The following is a 23666-nucleotide window of genomic DNA, read 5'->3' on the forward strand; positions in this document are numbered from 1 at the left end:
TGCCTAGCCTCCACCTCGTGGAGACACTGGACCGCGTGGCCGCACTGACCGAGATCTGGCGGCAGGTCCTGGGCAACCCAGGACTCGACGAGACCTCGGACATCTTCGAGAGCGGCGGCACCTCGCTGCACGTCCTGCGGATCACCGGCCAGATCTACGACACCCTCGGCGTCGACGTCCCGCTGCGCCAGGTGTTCACCTATCCCACGCCGCGCGGCCTGTCGGCCTTCCTGGACGAGCAGCGAGCCACGCCCGGCGACTGAGTCGATGACGGACACCACCGGGTCGTACCTGCGGCCAGGCGAGGCCGGGTTCCCGGAGGCGGTCGCGGCGCGGCTGTTCAACGGCCGCCGACCCGATCGCTGGCCGGCGGCGGTGCTGCGAGCGGCCGGCGTCGCCGACGTCGCCGCCGGCGTACGACGCGCGCGGGCCGAGGGCTGGCAGGTCACCGTGCGCTCGGGCGGCCACAGGCTGGCCGGCCTGGTCGGTGCACGACGACGCCCTCGTCATCGACCTGGGCGCCCTCACCCGGACGACGTACGACGCGACGACGGGGCTGGTCACCGCCGGACCCGCCGTGCTCGGGGGCGACCTGGACGCCTTTCTCGCCGGGCACGACCGCTTCTTCCCGGTAGGCCATGCTCCGACCGTCGCCCTGGGCGGGTTCCTCCTGCAGGGCGGCTTGGGCTGGGGCTGTCGCGGCTGGGGTTGGTCAGCGGAGCAGGTGGAGTCGGTCGACGTGGTCCTCGCGTCCGGGGAGCAGGTGCGCTGCTCGGCGACCGAGAACGCCGACCTGTTCTGGGCCGCACGCGGCAGCGGGCCGGGCTTTCCCGGCATCGTCACCGAGCCTGCGCTTGCACACCCGAGCCCGGCACCGGTCGCTCACGCACGCGTCGCTCACCTTCCCGGCGGGGCTGGCCCGAGAGGTGCTGAGGTGGTTCGACGCCATCCGCAACGACGTGCCCACGTGCGTCGGTCTCGCTGCCGTCGCGTGCACCCCGCCGGGCGGCGACGGGGCGGTGGTCGTGGTCGACGGGCTCTCCTTCGACGGGGGTCCCGAGTCCCTCGCGGCACTGCTGGCCTGCCCGATGGCCGACCGCGCGCTCGCGGTCACGGGCCCGGCCCCGGCGGACCTGCCGGAGCCTGATGATGGCCCAGACGCGCGCCAACCCGGAGGGGCACCGCTACTTCGTCGACAACGTCTTTCTCGACGAGCCCGTCGATGCACTGCTCCCGGCCTTCACCGCACTGCCGACGCCGGCCAGCCTTCGTGGTCCTGGGCGACCTCGGCCCGCAGCGCGCACGGACCTGGCCCGACATGGCGTTCTCCCTGCGGGCCGAGCCTGTACTTCGCGGCGTACGTCATCGGGGAGTCGGCGGCCGATGACGCCCGCTGCCGTGCCTGGCTGGACACCACCATGAGCGGCTTGACGCCGTACTCCGCCGGCTCCTACACCGGAGACCGCGACGAGGCCGCCCATCCGGACCGCTTCCTCAGCGACGCGGCCCGGGAGCGCTACCGGCGAGTGCGGGCCGCCCGCGATCCCGACGAGGTCTTTCCCGACCGCCTCCGGTTGCTGCACGGCTGACCGCGTCCTGCTGGTTGGATGGCGGCCATGCAGGTCCCGCTCCCCCTGGCCCGCCTCCTGACCCGCCGCGTCGTGAAGCCGGTGCTCGGCACCCGGCTGAGCCCGCAGCGCCAACGCGCCGCGATCGACGCGCTGATGCGCTTCCCGGTGCTCCCGAAGGGCACTGTCACCGAGACGACGATCCTCGGCGGCGTGCCGACCGAGCGGATCACGACCGCCGCGAGCAACCCGGGCCGCGCGCTGCTCTACCTGCACGGCGGCGCCTACCTGGTCGGCTCGCCGCGGACCCACCGCGCCGCCGCGGCGCACCTCACGCACGCGGCCGGAACGGTCGCGCACGTCCTCGACTACCGGCTCGCGCCCGAGCACCCCTATCCCGCGGCGGTCGAGGACGCGCTCGCGGCGTATCAGGACCTGCTCGCCACCGGTGTCGACGTCGTGGTCGCCGGGGACTCCGCGGGCGGCGGGCTCGCCCTCGCGCTCGCCCTGCGCCTGCGCGACCTCGGCCTGCCGCAGCCGCGCGCGCTCGGCCTCGTCTCGCCGTGGGTCGACCTGGGCCTCGACGGGCTGGACGAGACGGTGGACGACCCGCTGCTGAGCCGCGGCTGGCTCGAGCTCGGCGCGTCGTCGTACGCCGGCGGAGAGGTGGCGCTCCCCGAGGTCTCCCCGCTGCGGGCGGACCTGACCGGCCTGCCGCGGCTGGTGGTGCAGTGGGCCAGCGACGAGTTCGTTCCGCGCGGACGTGGAGCGCTTCGTGGCGGCGGCCCGGGCGGCCGGTGTAGAGGTCGAGGCCGAGCGCCTGGAGGGGCACTGGCACGTGACCCACCTCTTCGCGGGGATGGTCCGCGAGGCCACCGAGGTCGTCCAGCGGCTGGGCCGGGCCCTGCGCCCCTAGCGACCGCGCCAGACCGGGTCGCGCCGGTCGAAGAACGCCTGCACGCCCTCGGCGAGGTCCTCGGTGACCAGCAGCCGGTCGAGCGCGGCGTGGCTCGCGGCCCAGTCCTCGCTCTCGTCGCCGTTGATCTCGCGCTGCGCCAGCGCCAGGGACTCGCGCACGGCGAGCGGCGCGTTCGCGCAGATCCGGGACGCCAGGCCGAGCGCCACGTCGAGCGCGGCACCGGGCTCGACCAGCCGGTTGACCAGGCCGAACCGCTCGGCGCGCTCCGCGTCGATCGGGTCGCCGGTCAGCAGTATCTCGCGGGCGACGTTCGCAGGCAGGACGCGGGGCGCGCGGAACACACCGCCGAAGTCCGGCAGCAACCCCCGCCTGACCTCCGGAAAGCCGAAGGACGCGGCCCGCGAGGCGACGACCAGGTCACAGGCCAGGACCAGACTCGAAGCCACCACCGAGCGCCGACCCCTCGACCGCCGCGACGAGCGGCTTGGGCCGCACCCGCGACATGATCCCGGCGATGCCGCCGCGCTCGGTCGGCTGGCCAGGCCCCTCGGCGAGGTCGGCACCGGCGCAGAACACCGCCGGCCCGCCGGCCAGCACCCCGCACCACAGGGACTCGTCGTCCTCGAGCAGGTTGAGCGCCTCGTCGAGACCGCGGGTGACGGCGGCGTTGATGGCGTTGCGCTTGGCCGGGCGGTCCAGGCCGATGATGAGCACCCGCTCGTGACGGATGGTGCGGACGGCGATCTCCTCGGTGCTCACCCGCGCCAACCTAGGGCCGATCGACGCGGTCCACCAGCCGCTGCGGAGCCTGCAGGCAGAAGGAGTCGGTGAGCAGGCTCGCCGAGTCTCCTCCCAGTCGGTGTCGTCGTCGAGGAGCAGGCCGACGACGTTGCCGCCCCACTCCGCCCGGAAGTACGGCGGACCGAGGTGCTGGAAGGCCATCACCTCGTCCGGCTCGGCCCGGAAGATGATGCGGAACAGCCTGGTCCTCGCCGCCGAAGACGTGCGCGACCGTCGCGGTCGTGCCGGCGACCCGCCACCGCACGCCGACCCAGGCATCCTCCTCCCGGCACTCCGGGAGCCTGCCGAAGAGCGCGCGGAGGCGGGCGACGTACTCCCCGGGGACGTCGGGTCGGGTCGTGCGGGCCACGGGAGGAATCTCGCACATCGCACCGACAGCCGCCGGCCGTCAACTCTTTCTTGACATCTGGTGGACGTCAACGCAGGATTGACACATGGAAGCCCAGAAGAGCGCACTCGTCCTCGCCGTCGGCCTCTGCCTCACTGTCGCCGTCGCGTCCGCCCTGCCCACCACCGCCCGGATCATCGTCCAGGCCGTCGGCGTCGTCCTCGTGCTGATCGGCGCGGTCGTGCTCGTCGGCCGCGCCAAGAAGGGCGCGCGCGGCAAGGACGGCCTGTGGCTGCCCAGCCGCGACGAGGACGAGCGGTGAGCGACCTCGACGAGGCGATCGGCCGCGCCATCCTGGCGGGCGCCGACCCCGAGGACCAGCTCGCCCTCGTCCGCCGGGCCGCCGAGGCGGACCGGGTCGCCGGCACGCTGCTCCACCGCTCGGTCGCGGCGGCCCGCGCGGGCGGACACTCCTGGCAGGCCATCGGCGAGGTGCTCGGCCTGACCCGCCAGGCCGCCCAGCAGCGCTTCGGCAAGGACGACGGCGAGGAGCCCGGCGACACCGAGGAGCGCTGGCTCGGGCCGGTGACCGCCTTCGACGAGATGGACGAGCCTGGCTCGCGCGGGCCGGCTGGGCTGGCACACGGTCGGCGCCGGCCTGCTGCGCCACCGGGTGGTCCGCACCCCCACCCAGTGGGAGCACAAGCGGGTCGTGTGGACCGGCTCGCTGGCCCGGCACACCCGCGAGGGGTGGCAGCCTGGGCTGCCGCGCCTTTCCCTGGGTCTACCTCGTGCGCGACACCGGGCTGCCCGTCGCCGAGGAAGTCGCCGGGTAGCGACAACCGTACGGCGCCACCACCCCGTCGTTCCTCCGGGAGGTGGGTGCATGCGCGAGGCTGGCCCCGTGCTCGGGAGCGTGGAGGGGACGACAGGCGCGCCCGCGTTCGAGGAGTACGTCGCCGCGCGGAGCCCCGCGCTCTGGCGCAGCGCGTGGCTGCTGACCGGCGACCGCCACCGCGCCGAGGACCTCGTCCAGACCGCGCTCATGAAGATTCGGCGCCGCTGGCACCGGATCAAGGACCCCGCGGCCGTGGACGCCTACGTCCGCCGCGCCATGGTCACGACCTACACCGACTGGTGGCGACGGCGCTGGAACGGCGAGTCTCCCCACCGCGGACCTGCCCGACCGGGCCGTCGAGCCCCCCGACCCCGACGTACGACGCGACGTCCTCGCCGCCCTCGCCGGTCTCCCGCGCGGGCAGCGCGCCGTGATCGTGCTGCGCTACTTCGACGACCTCACCGAGGCCCGGGCCGCCGCGACCCTCGGCGTGAGCGTCGGCACCGTCAAGAGCCAGACCGCGCGCGCCCTCCGCGCGCTGCGCACCTCAGGACTCCTGGAGGACCGCGATGAGTGACCAGGCTCCACGACCTGCTGTGGCAGGCCGTCCCTGACGACGTGGTGGCCCTCGACCCCGGCACCGTCGTCGCCGCCGCGCGCCGCGCCCGCCGCCGCAGGCGCGTCCTGACCGGGGGCGTCGCGGCAGCGGTGCTCGTCACCGGCGCGGCACTCGGGACGGTGACCACCCGCGACCACGACGACCACGTCGCCGACCGCATCGTGCCCGACCCCTACAGCGCGCCGGCCTGCCCCGTGCCCCTGCCGGCCTCCACGACGGGCGCGGACGAGCCCGAGGTCGTCGACAGCCTCGACGGGCTGGTCAGCGTGCGGGTGTGCCCCGATCTGCCCGTCGCCGACCTCCCCGGGGGCGTCGAGGCCGCGCGCCGGATCGTCGCGTCGATGGATGCCCTGGTGAGCGGGCTCGACGACTTCCGCGACCGGGTCGCCACCCTCGACGGCCCCTCCCCTGCTGCCTGCGGCGGCCTCCACCCGGTCGACTCCGGTCGCGCCCTCCAGCCTCCAGTACGACGACGGACGCACCCGGCTCGTCCGCGCCGTCGCCTGCGGGCCGGTCGAGGTGGCCGGCCACGAGGTCGACGGGGCCGCGCTCGTGGGCGCCTACCTGCGCGGCCTGCGGGCCCAGCGCGCCGTGCTCGGCGCCCCCGCACCGAGCACGGCGCGTCTCGACTGCGACGAGACGTACCGGGTCCCCACCCCGGCGGAGCCCGGGCGTGGCCACGTCGTCGATGCCCTGCGCTGCGGCCCCAACGGCAACGGCACGCCGCTCAGCAAGGCCCAGGTCGCGGCCCTGGACCGGGCCTGGCGGCACCCGAGGGCCTCGCGGGGCGACGACGGCGAGTGCTCACCGCGCCCGCAGTACCTCACCGTGGTGACCGACGAGGCGGACGTGCTCACCCTGAACGACAGCGGGTGCGGCCATCTCACCTGGACCGGGTTCGGCCAGGAGGCGACCCTGCCGACGACGCTCACCGAGCTCGGCGTCACCCGTTGAGCACACCGACGTCCTCGCGCTCGCCCTGGAAGTAGCTTCGTCCAGCAGCCACTGCGCCCGCCGGGCGCCCCAGCGCTCGAGCCGCTCGTCCCCGCCGGGCAGGCGGCGCAGCACGCGGTAGCGCCAGGAGTTGAGCGCGACCAGGTAGGCGTGCGCCCACGGCGGGCGCATCGGCAGGCCGAGCTCGCGCATGCTCTCGGGACCGAGGAAGACGGTGAGCATGGAGAGCAGCCGCTCGCGCTCGTAGCGCGCCCGGAGGCCTTGCAGCGGTGCCGGCCAGCCCGGGTAGTGCCGCTCCGCCTGGGCCGCGACGACCGCCTGCGCGAGCCTGGGGACCGGCCTCGGTGAGCGGGCCCTGCGCCAGCAGCACGTGGTAGTCGATGTGGTGGCGCTTCCACTCGTCGTCGACGAGGAAGTCCTCGTGCACGCCCATCACCCGGCCGACGTAGCGCCACAGGTGCATGAGGTCGCGCGACTCGCGCCCGCTGATCGGTACGCCGAGCGCCCGGGAGCCGATGATCAGCACGCCGTCGAAGAGCCCGAGGGTGGAGGCCTGGTCGGCCTGGTTGATCGGCAGCCCCCACTGCTCGGTGTCCCAACGGTCCTCGAAGGCGGCGTTGACGAGGGCGTGCATCAGCCGGACGTGCACGGTGAGCCGCCAGCCCTCGCCGGTGACCGGCACGAGCGAGCCGGGGTCGGTGAGCGCGGCGCCCCACTTCTGGGTCTCGGCGAGCCGGCGCCGGGTCTGCCCGCCGGTCAGCCCACCGGTGGCGACGAGCAGGTCGGTCGGGCCGCCGAAGCGGTAGCCACCGACGAGGGAGAGCCTGGAGCAGCACGTCCTGGGCGTTCTGCCCGAGCCGGCGGAACACCCGGGCGCCCTCCTCCAGCCGGCCCCGGTCCAGCCAGGCGGGCTCCGCCTCGACCTCGGCGAAGAAGTCCGCCAGGGCTGGCGGGGCGTCCGGGACGGAGGCGATGCCGTGGGCGAGCGCCTGCCGGAACTGGCCCATCTCGACCTTGCCGGGCGCACCTGCTCGCAACCGGATCGCGTCCGCGAGGCGCGCGCCGGCTCGTCGCGCTCGTGCATCGCCCGCCCGATCCGGTCCATCAGGCTCCTCGTCCACGCCCTTGACCCGGCCGACCACCTTGAGCGGGCGGCCCATCCGCCGATTGCGGTCGGCGCCGGCCCGGAAGCGGCGTGGGTACGCCGGCCGGGGCGGCGTACCGGGGGTGGTGGCGAGGTCTGCGGTCATGTCATGATCGTGACGCGAGTCTTCGCTCGCTTTCAACTCGCGATCCGGAGGACCGTGGTGCGCAAGTCACCCCAGCAGGCGCGCTCGCGTGACATGGTCGAGCGGATCGTCACCGCCGGCCGCGAGGTCCTCGTCGCCTCCGGCTACGACGCCTTCTCCACCAACCGCGTCGCGGCCGCCGCCGGGGTGAGCCCGGGCTCGCTCTACCAGTACTTCCCCGACAAGGCCGCGATCCTCGACGTCGTCATCGACCGCTACTGGAGCGAGGTCGCCGAGAACGTCGCCGCCTCGTTGAGCGACCGGATCGGCGATCTCGGCCCGGCGATGGTCCGCGACACCGCCGACGCTCTCGTCAGCGCCCTGGAGGCCGATCCGGTCGTGCTGCGCGTGGTCGCCGAGGAGCCTGCCGATCGGCCGCAACCGGGACCGCCGGGCCGACCTGGAGCGCCGGGTCCGCGAGTCTCGCCACGATGCTGCTCGCCGCCCGGCCCGACGCCAGCAGCCGGCCCTCGCCCGCGGTCGCGGCCTGGGTCGTCGTGCTGGCGGTGGAGAACCTGGCCCTGCGCTGGGTCCTCGACCAGCCGCCCGCCGTCAGCCGGGACCAGCCTGCTCGACGAGATGGTCGCGCTGGTGGGCGGCTACCTCTCGGCGTGACTTGGGGGTTTCCACCCGCGAGTTGGGGGTTTCCACCCGCGAGTTGGGGGTTCCCACCCGTGAGTCGGCACTTCTCCACCGGTCGCCATCCACCAGGCCCGCGGCGGAAGATGCCCACTCGTGGGCGGAAAGCCCCCACTCGACCGGGGAGCGGGAGTCTACTCGGGCTTGTCGGCGGGCGCCGGCTCGTCGCCGTAGACGCCCTCGTCCTTGGCCCGCTGGGCGGTGCGCAGGCTGCGGGTCAGCGCGAAGCCGATCACCACGACCGCGACGATGAGGCCGATGAAGATCCAGAACGCCGTCCACCCGGCGACGACGTCGTTGTCCTCCGGCTTCTTGTCCTCGGCGAGGACGAGAGCGTTGACGACGGAGACGGCGAAGGCGTGCATGGCTCCAGTGTCGCAGGCCGCCGCGTCAGGCGTCCGGGGTGACCCCGGCGAACAGGTCGTCCTCGGGCACCGGGGAGTCGACGTGGCTCGTCACGGTCTCGAAGTCCTCGGTCGGCCAGACCCGCTCCTGCAGGCTCGCGCGGCACCGCGAACCAGAAGCCGTCGGGGTCGATCTGCGTCGCGTGGGCGAGCAGCGCCTGGTCGCGGACGCCGAACCAGTCCGCGCAGGGCACCCGCGTGGTGATCCGGGCGTCCCACTCCGGCTCCGGCTTCCACTCCCGCAGCCGCTCCTCCCACGGCGACTCCAGGCCGTGCGCCAGCATTGCCTCGTGCAGCGCCTCCATCCGGGGCCGGTTGAAGGAGTGGTGGTAGTAGAGCCTTGAGCGGCTGCCACGGCTCCCCCGCGTCGGGGAAGCGCTCCGGGTCGCCGGCCGCCTCGAAGGCCGCGACGCTCACCTCGTGGCAGCGGATGTGGTCGGGGTGGGGGTAGCCGCCGCGCTCGTCGTACGTCGTCATGACGTGGGGGCGGAACTCCCGGACCAGGCGCACCAGCCGCTCGGTCGCCTCCTCCAGCGGGACCAGGCCGAAGCAGCCCTCGGGCAGCGGGGGCTTCGGGTCGCCGTCGGGCCACCCGGAGTCCACGAAGCCCAGCCAGGACTGGGAGATCCCGAGGATGTCGCGGGCCCGCTCCATCTCCTGGCGGCGGACCTCGGTGATGTTCTCGAGGATCTCCGGGCGGTCCATCTTCGGGTTCAGGATCGAGCCCCGCTCACCACCCGTGCAGGTCACCACGCGCACGTCGGCGCCCTCGGCGACGTACCGTGCGGTGGAGGCGGCACCCTTGCTCGACTCGTCGTCGGGGTGGGCGTGGACGTGCATCAACCGCAGCCCGGTGCGGTCGACCAGGGGCGCGTGCGAGGAGGGCATGCCGCCCATCGTAGAAAAAGCCATCGTGGGACCATGAACCGGTGAGCAGGACCGACGATTCCCTGGCCGTGCGGTACGGCGCCCCGTCCCGCCTCCGGCGCGCCGGGCTCCTCGCGCTGGCAGGCACCGTCGTGGTCGCCTTCCTTGCCTGGCTGGCCTGGGCGATCCTGTTCCACTCCAACCCGGAGATCTCCTCGGAGGAGATCGGCCACGAGGTCGTCGACGACCACACCGCGACCATCCAGGTCCGGATCCAGATGGACGACGACATCGAGGACCCGACCTGCTCGCTGCGCGCGATCTCGCACGACAAGGCCGTGGTGGGCGAGACGACGTACGTCCCCAAGCCCGGCAAGAGCGAGGTCTACGACATCGAGGTCCGCACCGAGCGCCGGGCGACGACGGTGGAGTGGCTCGGCTGCAAAGCGCCCGGTCAGCCGCGCTACCGCTAAACTGCTCCGTTCATGTACCTACGGGTACGCGACCAGCAAACTCAGGAGTTCTTCTTTCATGTCTCAGACCGAGCAGACCAGCGGCAACACCGTCTGGCTGACCCAGGACGCCTACGACAAGTCTCAAGGCGGAGCCTGGACCACCTCAAGGGCCCCCGCCGCGCAGAGATCGTGGCGGAGATCAGTGCGGCGCGCGACGAGGGCGACCTGAAGGAGAACGGCGGCTACCACGCCGCGCGCGAGGAGCAGGGCAAGAACGAGGCCCGGATCCTCCAGCTCGAGGACATGCTCCGCCGCGCGGAGATCGGCGAGACCCCGCCCGACGACGGCGTCGTCGAGCCGGGCATGGTCGTCACCTACAAGTTCGAGGGCGATGACGACGACGAGGCGGAGAGCCTTCCTGCTCGGCGCCCGCGAGATCGAGTCCGAGGGCCTGACCGTCTACTCCCCGCAGTCGCCGCTAGGCCAGGCCATCAACGGCCGCAGCAAGGGCGAGACCGTCTCCTACGAGGTCAACGGCAAGTCCCAGACGGTGACCATCTTGGACGCCAAGCCCTACACCGGCTGAGGTTCCGCTTCCGAGCCGCCGGTCTCCCCCGGGGAGGCCGGCGGTTCTGCTTCCTCCTCCGGCATCTCGGCCAGGCTCGGCCAGGTGCAGCACGACGGCGTTCGCCGCCGCCGCCACCGGTACGGCGACCAGCGCGCCCGCCACGCCCGCGACCAGCACACCGCAGGCGATCGCCAGGATCACGCCGAGCGGGTGCACCGAGACCCAGCGCCCGAGCAGGAACGGCTGCAGGATGTGCCCCTCCAGCCTGCTGCACGCCGATCACCACGGCGAGCATGAGCACGGCGGTCCACGGGCCCTGGTCCACCAGCGCCACCAGGATCGCCACGCTGCCGGCGATGGTCGCACCGATCATCGGCACGAAGGCGCCGAGGAAGACCAGCACGCCGATCGCGAGGACGAAGGGCACGTCGAGGACCGCCGCGCCGATGGCGATCCCGGCCGCGTCGACCAGCGCCACGAGCACGGTCGCGCGGACGAACTGCACGAGCGAGATCCAGGCCACCCGGCCCGAGTCTGTCGACCCGCGCGCGGGCCGCGCGGGGGGCGAGCCGGACCAGCCAGGACCAGATCCGGCCGCCGTCGGCGAGGAAGAAGTACGTCGAGAAGAGCGCGATGAAGAAGCCCGCGACGACGTGCCCGAGGGCAGCGCCCACCTCGGTCACCTGGGTCACCACCTCGCCGCCCTGCGAGCGGGACTGGATGGTGTCCTGGGCCTGCTTGATCCAGTGGTCGATCTGGGAGTCGCTCGCGTGCAGCGGCCCGGTCTTGAGCCAGTTGCGGATCTCCTGCAGGCCCTTGACCGCGGAGTCGGCGAGGTCCTGGGCGCCGCTGGCGACCTGGTTGCCGGCGAAGGTGAGCAGGGCGCCGACGACGACGAACCCGAGGATCACGACCAGCAGCGCCGAGATCCCCCGTGGTACGCCGATCCTGGTCAGGAAGTTCACGAACGGCGCCGCCAGCGCGCTGATCAGCAGCGCAACGGCGATCGGCACCGTGACCACGGCGAAGTACCCGATCAGCCACAGCAGCAGGTAGCCCGCCGCCGCGATCAGCAGCAGCCGCCATGCCCAGCCCGCGGCGAGGTCCAGCCCGAAGGGGACCTCCGCGCGCCGGAAGTTCGAGGGCCCGGTGCTGAACGTCGGGATGGCCTCGTGCCGCCGCTCCTCGCGCAGCTGCGACCACTGGTGCGCGAAACGGCGGAACAGCCGCTCCTCGCGCTCGTCGGTGTCCGGACCGGCGGGCGGGTCCTGCATCGCCTCCGGCTCGGCCTCTTCGCCGTCCCGGGGCGGGCGGGGCTCGGTCGGGTCGGGCTCGGTGGGGCCGTCGCTGCTCACCTGCCCGACCCTAGCCGGGAATCAGCCGGTGACCGACAGGGCGCGGTCGAGATCGGCGAGCCTGGTCCTCGGAGGTCTCGATGCCGACGCTGAGCCGGACCAGGTCCGCGGGGACCTCCAGGTCCGTGCCGGCGACGCTGGCGTGGGTCATCCGGCCCGGGTGCTCGATGAGCGACTCCACGCCGCCCAGCGACTCACCCAGGGTGAAGACCTCGGTCGCGCCGCAGATGGCGAGCGCCTGCGCCTCGCCGCCCTTGACGCGGAAGGAGACCATGCCGCCGTACCGCTTCATCTGGCGCGCGGCCACCGCGTGCCCCGGGTGGTCGGCGAGACCGGGGTAGATCACCTGGCTCACGGCGGGGTGGCTGCCGAGGAACTCCGCGATCCGCTCGGCGTTGTCGCTGTGCCGCTCCATGCGCAGCGCGAGCGTCTTGAGCCCGCGCAGCACCAGCCAGGAGTCGAACGGGCCGGCCACGCCGCCGATGGAGTTCTGGTGGAAGGTGATCGTCTCGGCCAGACTCGGCGTCGTCCACGACGAGCGCGCCGCCGACGACGTCGGAGTGCCCCCCGGCGTACTTGGTCGTGGAGTGCACGACGATGTCGGCGCCGAGCGCCAACGGCTGCTGGAGGTACGACGAGGCGAACGTGTTGTCGACGACCAGCCGCGCGCCGGCGTCGTGCGCCACCGCGGCCAGCGCCTCGATGTCACCGATCGAGAGCAGCGGGTTGGTGGGCGTCTCCAGCCACACCAGCCTTGGTCTCACCGGGCCGGATGGCCGCGCGGACGGCGTCCGGGTCGGTCACCGGCGCCGGGCTGTGCTGCAGGCCCCAGTTGGTGGCGACCTTGTCGAAGAGGCGGAAGGTGCCGCCGTAGGCGTCGTTGGGCAGCACCACGTGGTCACCCGGCCGGCACAGTGCGCGGATCAAGGTGTCCTCGGCCGCGAGCCCGGAGGCGAACGCGAAGCCGTGCGCCGCACCCTCCAGCGCGGCGAGCGTGGACTCCAGCGCGGTGCGGGTCGGGTTCGCCGAACGGCTGTACTCGTAGCCGTTGCGGAGCCCGCCGACGCCGTCCTGGGCATACGTCGAGGTCGCGTAGATGGGCGGGATCACCGCACCGGTCGTGGGGTCGGGTCGGTAGCCGGCGTGGATGGCGCGGGTCTCGAACCCTGCTGCGTCGAGGTGGTTGTCGCTCACCCGTCGAGCCTACTCACCGCCGACGTGCCGGCCTTGCCCGCGGGGAGACAATGGAGCCATGTTCTCCCGTCGCAAGACCGGTTCTGGTCGACCCCGCCGAGGCGCTGCCCGGCCGCGCCACCCCCGCGTTCCCGCTCCCCGCGGAGCACGAGGTGCTGCACACCCCCCTCGTCACCGACGAGGTCCCCGACGGCCTCGAGGTCGCCGAGTTCGGTCTCGGCTGCTTCTGGGGCGCCGAGGAGATCTACTGGCAGGTGCCGGGGGTGTGGTCCACCTCGGTCGGCTACGCCGGCGGCACGACCCCGCACCCGACGTACGAGGAGGTGTGCAGCGGGCGCACCGGGCACACCGAGGCCGTGCGGATCGTCTTCGACCCCGCGAAGGTGTCGTACGCCGACCTCGTCAAGCAGTTCTTCGAGGTCCACGACCCGACCCAGGGCATGCGCCAGGGCAACGACATCGGGACGCAGTACCGCTCCGCGATCTACTTCCACTCCCCCGAGCAGGAGACCACCGCCCGGGAGCCTGACGAAGGTCTACGGCGAGGAGCCTGGACCGGCGCGGCCTCGGCCCGATCACCACCGAGATCGAGCCGGCGGGTGCGTACTACTACGCCGAGCCGCACCACCAGCAGTACCTGCACAAGAACCCGCACGGGTACCGCTGCCACGCCAACACCGGCGTGCCCTTCCCCGCAACGGACTGAGACCTCCGGGTGCGCGTCGCAACTACCGAATTTGTCGCCGGATCACCGTTCGGACGACGAATTCGGTAGTTGCGTCGCGCGCCCGGGTCAGGCGCCGAGCACCGCCTGGGCGTCGACGGCGCCGTGCTCGTCCTCGATGGCGTCGGCGAGCCTTGCGGAGGTCGTCCTGGGACAGGTCGACCCCGACCTCGTCGGCGCCCTTGCGGAGCCTCCTCGGCCACGGTGCCCTCGGTCGCGCCGTCCTGCCACGAGCCTGACGCGGTCGACGACGGCCTGGATCGCTTCGATGCGGTTCTGGTCGGTCATGGACGGGTGTTACCCAGCGCCCCCGGGGCGAGACGGGCTCTCCTCGAGTGCCGGGCTGCAGGGGCGGTTGAGTAGCCCGACTCACGACCCCGGGCCGCCGCGCAGGCCAGCCTTCTCGGCATGACCAAGACGACCTACGCCTTCTACCTCCAGTCCGCGATCTCCTTCGCCGCCGCGATGATCTTCATGGTCGGCGGCATCTACTTCCTCCCGGTCGACGGGTGGATCCGCGCCTTCCTCTGCCTAGGCGCGCTCTTCCTCGTGAACTCCTCCTTCGCCCTCGCCAAGTGCGTGCGCGACCAGCAGGAGCAGCGGGCCGGCGAGGTGCGCGTCGAGGCCTACCGGTGACGCCGGGCCCCGCCCGCTTGCGGTCGCCGCGACAATGGACCCATGGCTGACCTCCCCCGCAAGGCGGCCGCGCGCACCGCGCGGCTCGCGGCGCTCCCGCTCGGGTACGCCGGACGGACCGCTGTCGGGTTCGGCAAGCGCCTGGGCGGTGCGCCCGCCGAGGCGGTGATGAGCGAGATCCAGCAGCGCACCGCCGAGCAGCCTCTTCCGCACCCTCGGGGAGTCTCAAGGGCGGGGCGATGAAGTTCGGCCGGGCGCTCTCGGTGCTGGAGTCGGCACTGCCGGAGGAGATGGCGGCGCCGTACCGCGAGCAGGCTCACCAAGCCTGCAGGACTCCGCTCCCCCGATGCCCACCCAGACCGTGCGCGACATCCTCGCCACGGACCTCGGCGCGGACTGGAAGGACCGGTTGACCTGGCTCGACGGAGCCCCCACGGCCGCCGCGTCGATCGGTCAGGTGCACGAGGGCCGCTGGCACGACGGCCGCCGGGTCGCCGTCAAGGTGCAGTACCCCAACGCGGGCGACGCGCTGATGGCCGACCTCCGCACCCTGGCCCGGGCGGCCCGCGCGATCGGCCCGCTCATCCCCGGTGTCGACATGAAGCCGCTGGTCGAGGAGGTCCAGGCCCGCGCCAAGGAGGAGCCTGGACTACCAGGCTCGAGGCGGAGGCGCAGCGGGAGTTCGCGGCGGCCTTCCGTGACGACCCGGCCATCGACGTCCCGGACGTGGTCGCGGTCGGCCCCCGGGTGCTGATCACCGAGTGGCTGGACTCCGCGGGCTCGCTGGCGACGATCATCGCCAATGGCACCCAGGCCGAGCGCGACCACTACGGCGAGATCTTCACCCGCTTCCTGTTCTCCGGGCCGGCGCGCACCGGCCTGCTGCACGCGGACCCGCACCCGGGGAACTTCCGGGTGATCCCGAACGACGACGGCAGCCCGGGGCGGATCGGCGTCCTCGACTACGGCGCCGTGGCGCGCCTGCCGCAGCGCGGGCTGCCCGAGCCGATGGGCCGGCTGATCACGCTGTGCGCGGCGGGCGACGGCGACGCGCTGATCGAGGGCCTGCGCGAGGAGGGCTTCCTCAAGGACCGGATCCGGATCGAGCCGCAGCCTGCTCATGGACTACCTCTCGCCGTTCGTCGATCCCACGCTGGTCGAGCGCTTCCGGTTCAGCCGGGTGTGGATGCGCGAGCAGTTCCAGCGGATCAACAACCCGAAGGACCCGGCGTACACGGTGAGCATCAAGGCTCAACCTGCCGCCGTCGTACGTCCTCATCCACCGCACCTGGCTCGGTGGCGTCGGCGTGCTCAGCCAGGCTCGAGGCCGAAGCGCCGTTCCGGGCACTGCTGCAGGAGTTCCTGCCCGGCTTCACCCCTGCCTAGAGACCGGTCGTGCCGTCGATGCTCTCGCGGATGAGGTCGGCGTGCCCGCAGTGCCGGGCGTACTCCTCGAGCATGTGCAGCAGCAGCCAGCGCACCGTCGGCGGCTCGGAGGTACGACGCCGCCCGCGCGCGGCCCGCGCCTCCGGGTCGTCCACCGCGTCCAGCGCCGCGTCGGAGCGGGCCACGGCGCCCTCGAAGAGGGCGTGCAGGCTCCCCGGGCCGTCCTCGGCGGCACTGTCCCAGTCCCAGTCGCGGTTCCGCGCCCAGTCGACGGCCTCGAACGGCGGGGTGGGCGGCTGGTCGAGCAGGATCACGTGCAGCCAGAAGTCCTCGACGTAGGCCAGGTGCTTGAGCATCCCGCCGAGGGTCATCGTCGACGGCGCGAGCCGCTGGGTGAGCCTGGGCGGCGTCGAGCCCGGCGACCTGGCGCCGCAGGGTGGTGCGCTGGGCATCGAGGAAGGCGCGCAGGTCGCTCAGACTCGGTCATCGGGGGTCTCCGTCGGTGAGGCAGTAGGTGCGGCCGACCGGGTCGCTGAGCACCGTCCAGTGGGAGTGCACGGCGAGCACCCGCGCGCCCAGCGCGAGGTGTCGCTCGGTCTCCGCCGCGCGGTCCGTGGTGCCCCAGTCGAGGTGCGCCCGCACCGGGCCGTCGTCCTCGCCGAGGCGCTGGAGCAGCAGGCCCAGCGGCTGGCCCTCCGGCGCGTCGAAGACGCGGAACGCCTCGGAGATCGTCGACACGCGGTGCTCCCAGCCGGTGAGCGCCGCCCAGAACCTCCACTCCACGTCGTACGCCGCCCGGGGGACGTCGATCGCGACCTGGCGCACCCTTGACGCCGACCCGTCGGCATGGGTCGTCGCGGCGGGACGGTGCGTCGCCGGGTGGTCCACGAAGCAGAACACCAGGCCGCCGGGCGAGGCGAGCACGACGTACCCGCGGTCCACGAGCTCCACCGCCCCGGCCACCACGGCCGCGTCGGCCGCCGCGCGGGGATCGGTGACGTGCAGGTCGAGGTGCACCCGGTCCGGGCCCTGGCGCAGTCGCTGCACGCGCAGGAAGTCGTCGCCGTCGGGCGGCACCAGGGTCGCGAACTCGGCACCGTCGCCGCGGGGCGCCGAGACGGCGTACCCGGTCGCGGCCTGCCAGAAGCCCACGCCCTCCTGGTGGTGCTCGGGGGCGCTGTCGAGGAACGCCGAGACCCAGAACGGACTCATTCGCCCACCGGCGCGCAGTCGTGACCGCACCCGTCGTCGGGCAGCGGGCCGTCGGCGTGCGCGGCCGGCCGGTGCAGCACGGCGGCGGTGGCGGTGACGACGACATCCTCACCCTCGACCGCACCGGTGCCGTCGACGAGCAGGGTGTGACCGTGCCGCTCGGCGGGCGGGAAGACGACGGTGACCTCAGCGTTGGCGGCCAGGTTGGCCAACGTGCCGCGGCCGGGCCCGGCGACGCGGAGCCGGCCGGCGTCGTCGACGGCCGGGTCGACGGTGACCACCTTGACCCGGGTCGAGGCCGTGCTGAGGAGGTAGCCGCTGCCGAAGCCGGCCAGGGCCGTGCGGAGGTCGGCGGGGTCGACGGGGATGCTCACCCGCCGAGCCTACGGCTCACCACAGCCCGAGCACACCACCACCGATCCGTACGACGAAGGCGCTCACCACGAGGATGAAGAACACCCGCACGAAGCGGGCGCCCCGGGCCACCGCGGTGCGGGCGCCGAGGTAGCCGCCGAGCAGGTTGCAGGCGCCCATCAGCAGCCCGACGTCCCAGAGCACCGCGCCGCTGGGGACGAACAGCAGCAGCGCACCGAGGTTGGTCGCCAGGTTCGCCAGCCGGGCCTTGGCGCTGGCCTGCAGGAAGTCGTAGCCGAGCAGGCCGACCAGCGCGAAGACGAAGAAGCCTGCCGGTGCCGGGGCCGAGGACGCCGTCGTAGAGGCCGATCACGAAGCCGACGGCCATCGCTGCGGCCAGGTGACGGCGCCCGGAGAAGCGCAGGCTCGGTGCCCTCGCCGAGCCGGGGGCGCAGCACGACGTACCCGCCGACGAGGACGAGGGCCACCAGCACGATCGGCTCGAAGGCCTCCCGCGGGATCCGGGAAGCGGCGAGCGCACCGGTGAAGGCGCCGGCGAGGGCGAGCGCCATGAGCGGGACGAAGGTGCGCGGATCGGGGCGGATCCGGCGGTAGTACGTCGCGGAGCCTGGCCGCCGTCCCGCAGACCGCGGCGATCTTGTTGGTCGCCAGCACCTGCACCGGCGAGGCGCCGGGGAGGCCGAGCAGGAGCGCGGGCAAGCTGGACCAGGCCGCCCCCGCCGACGACCGCGTCGACGAAGCCGGCCGTCACCGCGGCCAGCGCCAGCAGGGCGAGCACGTCGGCACCGAGATCGGACATCGCCCGCGATTCTCGCGTGCGTCGGCCTGCGGCGCCTACTCCGGGCCGCTCAGCCCACCCAGAATCCCCGGGAGCCGAAGAAGTCGCCGTAGGAGCCCGGGCCACCGGAGCGGCCGCCGCGGCGCGAGCCGAGGTAGGAGCCGACGACCGCGGCGCCCAGGTCCCCGGCCTCGGGCGCCACCACGGAGCCGTCGACCCGGCGCGCCATCGCGTCGATGAACTGCGCCAGCCCCGGGTCCTCGCCGAGGCGGAAGAAGGTGGTGTGCGCACCGATCCGGCGGGCGTTGTCGAGTCTCGCGGACGGCGAGCGCGATGGTCGCCGGGTGCGGCGGGTAGGAGAAGAAGACGTCGCCGCTGGACTCCAGGTGCGAGGTCGGCTCGCCGTCGGTGACGATCAGCAGCACCGGCTGGGCGTTGGGGTGCTTGCGGAAGTGGCGGTTGGCCAGCAGCAGCGCGTGGTGCAGGTTCGTGCCCTTGGCCCAGCGCGCGTCGAGGGCCGTCAGGCTCCTCGATCCGCATCGTCTGGGCGTGGCGGCCGAAGCCGATCGGCTCCAGGCTGTCGCCGCGGAAGCGCTGGCCGATCAGGGTGTGCAGCGCCAGCGCGGTCTGCTTCATCGGCACCCAGCGCCCGTCCATCGCCATCGAGAACGACGTGTCCACGCACAGCGCCACGGCCGCCTGGGTGCGCGCCTCGGTCTCGGCGACCTCGACGTCGTCGATCGCGAGCAGCCGGCCCTCGGGGTCGCCCGCCCGCCGCAGCACGCCGTTGAGGATCGTCCGCGGGAGGTCCCAGGGCTCGGTGTCACCGAACTCCCAGGCCCGGGTCGCCCCGGACAGGTCGCCGGCCGCACCGGCCTGGCGCAGGTCGCGCTGGCCCTGCCGGCCCGACATCTTCTCGGCGACGTCGCGCAGCAGCGCCTTGCCGAGCCTGGCGCATGGCCTTCGGCGTGAGCCGGAGCTCGCCGTCGAAGCCGCGCTCCATCGCCCCGGACTCGCGCAGCGCCTTCTCCAGGCTCCTGCAGGGTGCGGGCGTCGACGGCGGCCTCGTTGCCGAGTCCGCTTGGCGAGCCTTGTCCAAGTCCACGTCATCGAGCCGCGCTCCGCCGTACGACTGGGCGAGCCTGGTCGGCCAGGGCGTCGAGGTCGGCGAGGTCCTGCAGGACGCCGGTGCCGTCGCCGAGACCGAGTCCCTCGCCCCCACCGAACTGCTCGGACCCACCCCAGTCCTCTCCGGGACGCAGGCCCATCAGGTTCTGGTCGAGCCGGGCCAGCCTGGTCCATCAGCGCCGGTGAGCCGAAGGCCTGCGCAGAGAGCCTCCATCAGCCTCGGCGCGCTGCTCGGGGCTCATCGAGTTCGAGCATCCGCTGCGCGGCCGCCGAGCGCTGGGCGAGCGCGTCGAGCAGGCTCGTCGATGTCCTGCGGGTTCTCGGGGAAGTGCTGGCCGTGCTTGGCCATGAACTCCGCGAAGTCCTCGGGGGTGTCCGCGCCGCGCGCGTGCTTCTCCAGCAGGTCGTTGAGGTCGGAGAGCATCTCGTTGATGGCCTGCCGGTCCTCGTCGGTGGCGTTCTCCAGGGCCTGCTTCATGCCTGCGAAGCGCTGGTCCAGCAGACTCGCGGCCGAGCAGGTCCTTGATCTGCTCGAACGCCTCCCGGGCCTCGCTCGACTGCCAGTCGTAGTCGCCGAGGCTCGGTGACCGCCGCGGCCGGCGAGCCGGGCAGGTTCTCCATCCGCATCTCGCGGAAGGCCCGGTCGCCGTCGTCCATCATCGCGTCGCGAGCCAGCCTGCTTGCGCTCCTCCAGCACGGCCTTCTCCAGCGTACTCGCGGACCTCGTTGAGCGTGCCGTCGAGGTTGTGCTGCTGGAGCAGGCTCGCGGCGCCGTTCGGCGACCCGGCGGGCGAGGTCGTCCAGGCCGGCCTGGTCCTGCCCGCCGCGGCGCAGGAACTCCCGCATCGCCCGCTCGGGGCTGTAGCCGGCCATCACGTCCTCGCCGATGGCGTCCAGCGCCTCGGCGATGTCGACGGGCGGGGCGAGCGGGTCGCCGCCGTCGTACCGGCGGTAGCGGCTCATCCGTAGACCGTCTCGGACCCGTCGCTGTCCTTGCCGATCCGGCGGGCGAGGAACAGGCCCTCGAGGGCCAGGCTCGATCGCGGCCGCCCGCTCGCCGTCCGAGGCGCCGCCACCGGGGCCGAAGACCCGCTCGCAGACCTGGTCGTAGAGGTCGGACTCGCCGAGCACCGGCAGCCCGGCCAGGACGTCGCGCGCGGTCACCGCGGCGCCGGTCGTGATCGTGGCGCCGTCCTCGACCACCTCCACCAGCAGCGCGAAGTCGAGCCCGCGGAAGCGCTCGCGGACGGTCTCGGCGGTCGCGGTGCGCAGCAGGTGGGTGAGGATCTCGGCCTCGCGGCCCTCCTCACCGGACTCGAACTCGATCTTCCCGCCGAGCACGTCGACCGCGGTCTCCAGGTCCACGACGCGCGCCACCGCACGGTCCTCGCCCGCGATGGTCGCCCGCCGCAGCGCCGCCGCGGCGATCGTCTCGGCACCCGCGATCGCGAACCGCGCGGAGACGCCCGAGCGCTGGTCGACGGCGCTGGACTCGCGCAGGTTGCGGGTGAACCGGGCCAGGATCTCGACCAGGAAGTCCGGGACGTCGACCTGCCCCTCGAGCAGGTCCGCCTCCTGGCGCACGACGGCGATCTCGGCGTCCAGCGCACGGGGGTAGTGGGTGCGGATCTCCGCGCCGAAGCGGTCCTTGAGCGGGGTGATGATGCGCCCGCGGTTGGTGTAGTCCTCGGGATTGGCCGAGGCGACGACGAACACGTCGAGCGGGAGCCGCAGGACGTACCCGCGGATCTGGATGTCGCGCTCCTCCATCACGTTGAGCATCGCGACCTGGATCCGCTCGGCGAGGTCGGGCAGGCTCGTTGATGGCCACGATCCCCCGGTGCGAGCGCGGGATCAGCCCGAAGTGGATGGTCTCCGGGTCGCCCAGCGAGCGGCCCTCGGCGACCTTCATCGGGTCCACGTCGCCGATCAGGTCCGCGACCGAGGTGTCCGGGGTGGCGAGCTTCTCGGCGTACCGCTCGTCGCGGTGGCGCCAGGAGACCCGCAGCCCCTCGCCGTACGACGCGGCGGCGGCCTTCGAGGTCACGGTGATCGGCTCGTAGGGGTGCTCGCCGAGCTCGGAGCCGGAGATGACCGGCGTCCACTCGTCGAGCAGGCCGGCCAGCGAGCGCAGCAGCCGGGTCTTGCCCTGGCCGCGCTCGCCGAGCAGGACCAGGTCGTGGCCGGCGATGATGGCCCGCTCCAGCCTGCGGGATCACGGTGTCCTGCAGCCCGTGGAGGCCGGGCCAGGGATCCTCGCCACGGGCGAGCCTTGTCGAGGAGGTTGGCGCGCAGGCTCGGCACGCAGCGACTTCTGCTGGTGGCCGGAGGCACGCAGGGCGCCGAGGGTGGAGATGCCGGGAGCCGGAGTGGTCACCATCTCACGCTACTGCGGACGCACAACGGCTGTCGCCGCTCTACGCTTTCGATCGTGACGGCCGTGGCGATCGTGCTGGGAGTGCTCTGCGTGGCGCTCGTCGTGCTCGTCGGGCTCTTCGCCCGGGACCGGGCGCGGCTGCAGGCCGAGCTGGAGGCGCTGGGCGCGCACATCACCCAGCCTGGAGTCGGACCTGGACGCCGCCCTGCGTCCCCCGCCGCCCTCCACGTCGGCCGAGCGGGCGATGCGCCGGATGCTGCGCACGGCCTCGCGGGTGCGCGAGCGCGGCATCACCGGGCTCATCCAGGGCACGGTGGAGGACCTGCAGAGCCTGGGCCACCGAGGAGCGTGCGGACATCCTCAACATGGCCGCCTCCGACGGCACGGTCACCCTGTTCTTCTCCGACATCGAGAACTCCACGCCGCTCAACGACCGCCTCGGCGACTCGACCTGGGTCAAGGTGCTGGCCGCCCACGACCGGGTGCTGCGGGCGCGGATCGAGAAGTACCGCGGCCAGGTGGTCAAGACCGCCGGCGACGGGTTCATGGTCGCCTTCCGCGACGCGGAGGCGGCCTGCCGGGCAGCGCTCGGCATCCAGCGGGACCTGCCGCGCGACCCGACGCTGCGCCGGCACGGCCCGATCCAGGTGCGGATCGGCATCCACACCGGCCAGGTGGTCGCCCGCGACGGCGACTACTTCGGCCGCAACGTCGCGATGGCGGCACGGGTGGCCGACCTCGCCCGGGGCGGGGAGGTGCTGGTCAGCGACGCCGTGCGCGAGGCGCTGGACGACGACGCGGCGGTCGTCCTGGAGGAGCACGACACCGTCGAGTCTCAAGGGCCTGCCCGGCGAGCACGTGGTGTGGGAGATCCTGCCCAAGCCCTAGACCCGGGGCGCGGCCCGCCCGCTGTGCAGGAACCGCCCGCCCTCGACGAACTCCACCCGGCCCGCGGCGGCGCCGTTGCCGTCGACCCGCACGAACTGCTCGCCGTCCAGGCGGCGCAGGCCGTGGGTGACCGGCTCGAGCACCGCACCCGCGCGGGTCGCCATCGTGACGGCCTCGCCGCGCTCGGTGTGGGTCAGCCACAGCCGTCCCGCGTCGTCGGTGGTGACCTCGGAGACCTCGTTGCGCAGCGCATACGTCCCGACGTACGGCGCCGGGTCGGCCCCCGTCCCAGCGGGCACCCGCGGGGGCGGAGGCAGCTCGGCCACGCCGTCCAGCAGGCTCCGCGCACAACGTCGAGATCAGCGCGGACATCTGGCCGCCGTTGACCAGCACGGCCACCGCGACCCCCGCGTCGGGGACGGTGCGCAGCATCGCGCCGCAGCCGATCGCGTCGCCACCGTGCTCGGCCACACCCGGCGCCGGCAGCCGCCAGCCCAGTCCCTGCTGGGCACCGGCGCTCGCCGGCACCGGCACCTGCGCGGTGCGCATCAGCCGGGCGCTGTCGCGCGACAGCAGCCGCGCCCCGCCGGGGCCGACCCCGTCGCCGAGGTGCATGCGGGCCAGGGCGACCAGGCCGCGCGCCGGCATCGCCAGCGAGTTGCCGGCGGCGGGGTTGGAGGCGGGCATCTGCGCCCAGGTTCGCAACGGGCGCGCGGGCTGCCCGGCCCGGGCGTCCACGTGGCCGATCGCGCTGCGGTGTGCCAGGGCCTCCCCGGCGTCCACCGCGAGGCCGCGCACGCCGAGCGGGTCGGCGAGACGACGGCGCAGCGCCTCGTCGTACGACAGCCCCAGGGTGACCTCGACCAGGCGGCCGAGCACGCCCATCCCGGCGCTGCAGTAGGAGTACAGGTGGCCGGGCGGCAGGTGCTGCGGGGCATTGGCGACGTGCAGGTCGACGAGTCTCGCCCAGGCGGCGCCGGTCGTCGCGCACGTCGGGCCACAGGTCTCCCTCGAAGCCGCCGGTGTGGGTGAGCAGGTGGCGCACCGTGATCGCCGCGCTCTGCTCCTCGTCCGCCGTGCGGAAGCGCGGCAGGTGGCGGCTCACCGGGTCGTCGAGGGAGAGCCGGCCCTCGTCCACGAGCCTGCAGCACCAGGGTCGCGGTCCACAGCCTTCGTGACCGACTGGACCTGGAAGGGCGAGTCCGGCGTCGTCGCGACGCCGGTGCGCAGGTTGACCACACCGGCGGCGGCCTCGACCACCTCGCCGTCGGTCAGCACCGCGACCGAGGCCCCCGGCACGTCGTACGTCGCCACCAGGCTCCGCGAGCCGGCGCCCGAGACGGTGCGCGTCGAGTCGTGCCATT

At 73.5% G+C, this 23666-nt stretch carries 35 protein-coding genes and 8 pseudogenes; 19 read left to right on the forward strand and 24 right to left on the reverse strand.

What is annotated here, in order from left to right:
• Positions 1-17 precede the first annotated feature (17 nt).
• The 4 genes from G5V59_RS13695 to G5V59_RS13710 are packed head-to-tail and all read left to right on the forward strand — an operon-like array spanning position 18 to position 2993.
• Positions 18-263: an acyl carrier protein gene (locus G5V59_RS13695; RefSeq protein ID WP_278256825.1), complete on the forward strand. Its 246-nt coding sequence runs from the start codon at positions 18-20 to the stop codon at positions 261-263.
• Positions 264-267: 4 nt separating this feature from the next.
• Entirely contained in the window at positions 268-933 is a 666-nt protein-coding gene (locus G5V59_RS13700; protein ID WP_278256826.1) for a hypothetical protein, read from the forward strand.
• A 26-nt stretch (positions 934-959) separates the two neighbouring features.
• Positions 960-1589: a hypothetical protein gene (locus tag G5V59_RS13705; RefSeq protein WP_278256827.1), complete on the forward strand. Its 630-nt coding sequence runs from the start codon at positions 960-962 to the stop codon at positions 1587-1589.
• Between the two features lie 27 nt (positions 1590-1616).
• A complete protein-coding gene (locus G5V59_RS13710) occupies positions 1617-2993 on the forward strand; it encodes an alpha/beta hydrolase fold domain-containing protein (protein ID WP_278256828.1) in 1377 nt (458 codons plus the stop codon).
• Here G5V59_RS13710 and G5V59_RS13715 read toward each other — a convergent pair.
• The gene (locus G5V59_RS13715) at positions 2905-3246 is read right to left on the reverse strand and encodes an enoyl-CoA hydratase-related protein (RefSeq protein ID WP_278256829.1); all 342 of its coding nucleotides are present in this window, start codon (positions 3244-3246) and stop codon (positions 2905-2907) included. The genes G5V59_RS13710 and G5V59_RS13715 overlap by 89 nt on opposite strands.
• 10 nt (positions 3247-3256) lie before the next feature.
• Complete coding sequence (locus G5V59_RS13720; protein WP_278256830.1) at positions 3257-3637, reverse strand: MmcQ/YjbR family DNA-binding protein; 381 nt, start codon at positions 3635-3637, stop codon at positions 3257-3259.
• Between the two features lie 85 nt (positions 3638-3722).
• Here G5V59_RS13720 and G5V59_RS13725 point away from each other — a divergent pair, with 85 nt between their 5' ends.
• The 4 genes and pseudogenes from G5V59_RS13725 to G5V59_RS13735 all read left to right on the forward strand — a co-directional run bounded on the left by G5V59_RS13725 (position 3723) and on the right by G5V59_RS13735 (position 6062).
• On the forward strand, positions 3723-3938 hold the full coding sequence (locus G5V59_RS13725; RefSeq protein WP_278256831.1) for a hypothetical protein: 216 nt from the start codon (positions 3723-3725) through the stop codon (positions 3936-3938).
• Positions 3939-4502: 564 nt separating this feature from the next.
• Positions 4503-4709 (forward strand): annotated as a pseudogene (locus tag G5V59_RS36655) (sigma factor); the annotation flags it as partial.
• 175 nt (positions 4710-4884) lie between these two features.
• Positions 4885-5031 (forward strand): sigma factor-like helix-turn-helix DNA-binding protein, encoded by a 147-nt coding sequence (locus G5V59_RS36660; protein WP_341350939.1) that lies wholly within the window; start codon positions 4885-4887, stop codon positions 5029-5031.
• A complete protein-coding gene (locus G5V59_RS13735) occupies positions 5028-6062 on the forward strand; it encodes a hypothetical protein (protein ID WP_278256832.1) in 1035 nt (344 codons plus the stop codon). Before G5V59_RS36660 ends, G5V59_RS13735 begins: the two co-directional genes overlap by 4 nt.
• Here the strand turns inward: G5V59_RS13735 and G5V59_RS13740 are convergent.
• Positions 6017-7132, reverse strand: coding sequence for an oxygenase MpaB family protein (locus G5V59_RS13740; protein ID WP_278256833.1), 1116 nt, complete (start codon positions 7130-7132; stop codon positions 6017-6019). The two genes, G5V59_RS13735 and G5V59_RS13740, sit on opposite strands and share 46 nt — an antisense overlap.
• Positions 7133-7334: 202 nt before the next feature.
• Between G5V59_RS13740 and G5V59_RS13745 the strand changes: the two genes are divergently transcribed.
• Entirely contained in the window at positions 7335-7931 is a 597-nt protein-coding gene (locus G5V59_RS13745; RefSeq protein WP_278256834.1) for a TetR/AcrR family transcriptional regulator, read from the forward strand.
• Between the two features lie 158 nt (positions 7932-8089).
• Here the strand turns inward: G5V59_RS13745 and G5V59_RS13750 are convergent, their stop codons facing one another.
• Positions 8090-8320 carry a hypothetical protein gene (locus tag G5V59_RS13750; RefSeq protein WP_278256835.1) on the reverse strand — a complete coding sequence of 77 codons (231 nt, stop codon included), beginning with the start codon at positions 8318-8320 and terminating at the stop codon, positions 8090-8092.
• 25 nt (positions 8321-8345) lie between these two features.
• Positions 8346-9247, reverse strand: a pseudogene (gene mca / locus G5V59_RS13755) (mycothiol conjugate amidase Mca).
• A gap of 41 nt (positions 9248-9288) precedes the next feature.
• On the opposite strand from mca, the gene G5V59_RS13760 reads away from it, so the two are divergent.
• Both G5V59_RS13760 and greA read left to right on the forward strand, forming a co-directional pair.
• Positions 9289-9699 carry a DUF4307 domain-containing protein gene (locus G5V59_RS13760; protein ID WP_278256836.1) on the forward strand — a complete coding sequence of 137 codons (411 nt, stop codon included), beginning with the start codon at positions 9289-9291 and terminating at the stop codon, positions 9697-9699.
• Between the two features lie 58 nt (positions 9700-9757).
• Positions 9758-10267, forward strand: a pseudogene (gene greA, locus G5V59_RS13765) (transcription elongation factor GreA).
• Here greA and G5V59_RS13770 read toward each other — a convergent pair.
• The 4 genes and pseudogenes from G5V59_RS13770 to G5V59_RS13785 form a co-directional block, all read right to left on the reverse strand.
• Positions 10160-10465 (reverse strand): hypothetical protein, encoded by a 306-nt coding sequence (locus G5V59_RS13770; RefSeq protein ID WP_278256837.1) that lies wholly within the window; start codon positions 10463-10465, stop codon positions 10160-10162. The pseudogene greA and the gene G5V59_RS13770 overlap by 108 nt on opposite strands.
• A 106-nt stretch (positions 10466-10571) precedes the next feature.
• Positions 10572-10772 (reverse strand): annotated as a pseudogene (locus G5V59_RS13775) (AI-2E family transporter); the annotation flags it as partial.
• A 70-nt stretch (positions 10773-10842) separates the two neighbouring features.
• A pseudogene (locus tag G5V59_RS13780) lies at positions 10843-11523 on the reverse strand (AI-2E family transporter); the annotation flags it as partial.
• Between the two features lie 102 nt (positions 11524-11625).
• Positions 11626-12798: pseudogene (locus tag G5V59_RS13785) on the reverse strand (cystathionine gamma-synthase).
• 50 nt (positions 12799-12848) lie between these two features.
• Here G5V59_RS13785 and msrA point away from each other — a divergent pair.
• A pseudogene (gene msrA, locus G5V59_RS13790) lies at positions 12849-13283 on the forward strand (peptide-methionine (S)-S-oxide reductase MsrA); the annotation flags it as partial.
• A gap of 101 nt (positions 13284-13384) precedes the next feature.
• Positions 13385-13504, forward strand: a complete 120-nt coding sequence (locus G5V59_RS13795; protein ID WP_278259839.1) for a peptide-methionine (S)-S-oxide reductase — start codon at positions 13385-13387, stop codon at positions 13502-13504.
• Positions 13505-13591: 87 nt separating this feature from the next.
• On the opposite strand, the gene G5V59_RS13800 is transcribed toward G5V59_RS13795, so the two are convergent.
• Entirely contained in the window at positions 13592-13810 is a 219-nt protein-coding gene (locus tag G5V59_RS13800; RefSeq protein ID WP_278260299.1) for a hypothetical protein, read from the reverse strand.
• 120 nt (positions 13811-13930) lie between these two features.
• Between G5V59_RS13800 and G5V59_RS13805 the strand changes: the two genes are divergently transcribed.
• Genes G5V59_RS13805 through G5V59_RS13825 form a run of 5 tightly spaced genes read left to right on the forward strand, consistent with a single transcriptional unit; the run spans position 13931 to position 15544 of the window.
• The gene (locus tag G5V59_RS13805) at positions 13931-14158 is read left to right on the forward strand and encodes a YiaA/YiaB family inner membrane protein (protein WP_278256838.1); all 228 of its coding nucleotides are present in this window, start codon (positions 13931-13933) and stop codon (positions 14156-14158) included.
• Between the two features lie 42 nt (positions 14159-14200).
• On the forward strand, positions 14201-14401 hold the full coding sequence (locus G5V59_RS13810; protein ID WP_278256839.1) for a hypothetical protein: 201 nt from the start codon (positions 14201-14203) through the stop codon (positions 14399-14401).
• A complete protein-coding gene (locus G5V59_RS13815; RefSeq protein WP_278256840.1) occupies positions 14398-14571 on the forward strand; it encodes a hypothetical protein in 174 nt (57 codons plus the stop codon). The genes G5V59_RS13810 and G5V59_RS13815 overlap by 4 nt, the downstream gene beginning before the upstream one ends.
• Positions 14505-14912 (forward strand): AarF/UbiB family protein, encoded by a 408-nt coding sequence (locus G5V59_RS13820; RefSeq protein ID WP_278256841.1) that lies wholly within the window; start codon positions 14505-14507, stop codon positions 14910-14912. Before G5V59_RS13815 ends, G5V59_RS13820 begins: the two co-directional genes overlap by 67 nt.
• The gene (locus G5V59_RS13825; protein WP_278259840.1) at positions 14870-15544 is read left to right on the forward strand and encodes an AarF/UbiB family protein; all 675 of its coding nucleotides are present in this window, start codon (positions 14870-14872) and stop codon (positions 15542-15544) included. The genes G5V59_RS13820 and G5V59_RS13825 overlap by 43 nt, the downstream gene beginning before the upstream one ends.
• On the opposite strand, the gene G5V59_RS13830 is transcribed toward G5V59_RS13825, so the two are convergent.
• From G5V59_RS13830 to G5V59_RS13885, 12 genes and pseudogenes are all read right to left on the reverse strand, one after another.
• The gene (locus tag G5V59_RS13830) at positions 15541-15915 is read right to left on the reverse strand and encodes a DUF664 domain-containing protein (protein WP_278256842.1); all 375 of its coding nucleotides are present in this window, start codon (positions 15913-15915) and stop codon (positions 15541-15543) included. The two genes, G5V59_RS13825 and G5V59_RS13830, sit on opposite strands and share 4 nt — an antisense overlap.
• Before the next feature lie 112 nt (positions 15916-16027).
• Positions 16028-16756 (reverse strand): VOC family protein, encoded by a 729-nt coding sequence (locus G5V59_RS13835; RefSeq protein WP_278256843.1) that lies wholly within the window; start codon positions 16754-16756, stop codon positions 16028-16030.
• Positions 16753-17130, reverse strand: a complete 378-nt coding sequence (locus tag G5V59_RS13840) for a pyridoxamine 5'-phosphate oxidase (protein WP_278256844.1) — start codon at positions 17128-17130, stop codon at positions 16753-16755. Before G5V59_RS13840 ends, G5V59_RS13835 begins: the two co-directional genes overlap by 4 nt.
• A gap of 16 nt (positions 17131-17146) precedes the next feature.
• Positions 17147-17395 (reverse strand): TSUP family transporter, encoded by a 249-nt coding sequence (locus tag G5V59_RS13845; protein ID WP_278259841.1) that lies wholly within the window; start codon positions 17393-17395, stop codon positions 17147-17149.
• Positions 17290-17682 carry a hypothetical protein gene (locus G5V59_RS13850; protein ID WP_278256845.1) on the reverse strand — a complete coding sequence of 131 codons (393 nt, stop codon included), beginning with the start codon at positions 17680-17682 and terminating at the stop codon, positions 17290-17292. The genes G5V59_RS13845 and G5V59_RS13850 overlap by 106 nt, the downstream gene beginning before the upstream one ends.
• A gap of 283 nt (positions 17683-17965) precedes the next feature.
• Positions 17966-18334 (reverse strand): hypothetical protein, encoded by a 369-nt coding sequence (locus G5V59_RS13855; protein WP_278256846.1) that lies wholly within the window; start codon positions 18332-18334, stop codon positions 17966-17968.
• A gap of 95 nt (positions 18335-18429) precedes the next feature.
• Positions 18430-18594, reverse strand: a complete 165-nt coding sequence (locus tag G5V59_RS13860) for a hypothetical protein (protein ID WP_278256847.1) — start codon at positions 18592-18594, stop codon at positions 18430-18432.
• Between the two features lie 138 nt (positions 18595-18732).
• Entirely contained in the window at positions 18733-19014 is a 282-nt protein-coding gene (locus tag G5V59_RS13865; RefSeq protein ID WP_278256848.1) for a hypothetical protein, read from the reverse strand.
• 1 nt (position 19015) lies between these two features.
• Entirely contained in the window at positions 19016-19177 is a 162-nt protein-coding gene (locus G5V59_RS13870; RefSeq protein WP_278256849.1) for a hypothetical protein, read from the reverse strand.
• A 98-nt stretch (positions 19178-19275) separates the two neighbouring features.
• Positions 19276-19515 (reverse strand): hypothetical protein, encoded by a 240-nt coding sequence (locus G5V59_RS13875; protein WP_278256850.1) that lies wholly within the window; start codon positions 19513-19515, stop codon positions 19276-19278.
• On the reverse strand, positions 19512-20000 hold the full coding sequence (locus tag G5V59_RS13880; protein WP_278256851.1) for a hypothetical protein: 489 nt from the start codon (positions 19998-20000) through the stop codon (positions 19512-19514). Before G5V59_RS13880 ends, G5V59_RS13875 begins: the two co-directional genes overlap by 4 nt.
• A pseudogene (locus G5V59_RS13885) lies at positions 19997-21417 on the reverse strand (magnesium chelatase). Before G5V59_RS13885 ends, G5V59_RS13880 begins: the two are co-directional and overlap by 4 nt.
• Positions 21418-21468: 51 nt before the next feature.
• Between G5V59_RS13885 and G5V59_RS13890 the strand changes: the two are divergent.
• A complete protein-coding gene (locus G5V59_RS13890) occupies positions 21469-22302 on the forward strand; it encodes a hypothetical protein (RefSeq protein WP_278256852.1) in 834 nt (277 codons plus the stop codon).
• On the opposite strand, the gene G5V59_RS13895 is transcribed toward G5V59_RS13890, so the two are convergent.
• Both G5V59_RS13895 and G5V59_RS13900 read right to left on the reverse strand, forming a co-directional pair.
• A complete protein-coding gene (locus G5V59_RS13895) occupies positions 22299-22466 on the reverse strand; it encodes a hypothetical protein (protein WP_278256853.1) in 168 nt (55 codons plus the stop codon). The two genes, G5V59_RS13890 and G5V59_RS13895, sit on opposite strands and share 4 nt — an antisense overlap.
• A 29-nt stretch (positions 22467-22495) precedes the next feature.
• A complete protein-coding gene (locus tag G5V59_RS13900) occupies positions 22496-23665 on the reverse strand; it encodes a serine hydrolase domain-containing protein (protein ID WP_278256854.1) in 1170 nt (389 codons plus the stop codon).
• Position 23666: the final 1 nt, after the last annotated feature.

The organism is Nocardioides convexus, assembly GCF_011090295.1.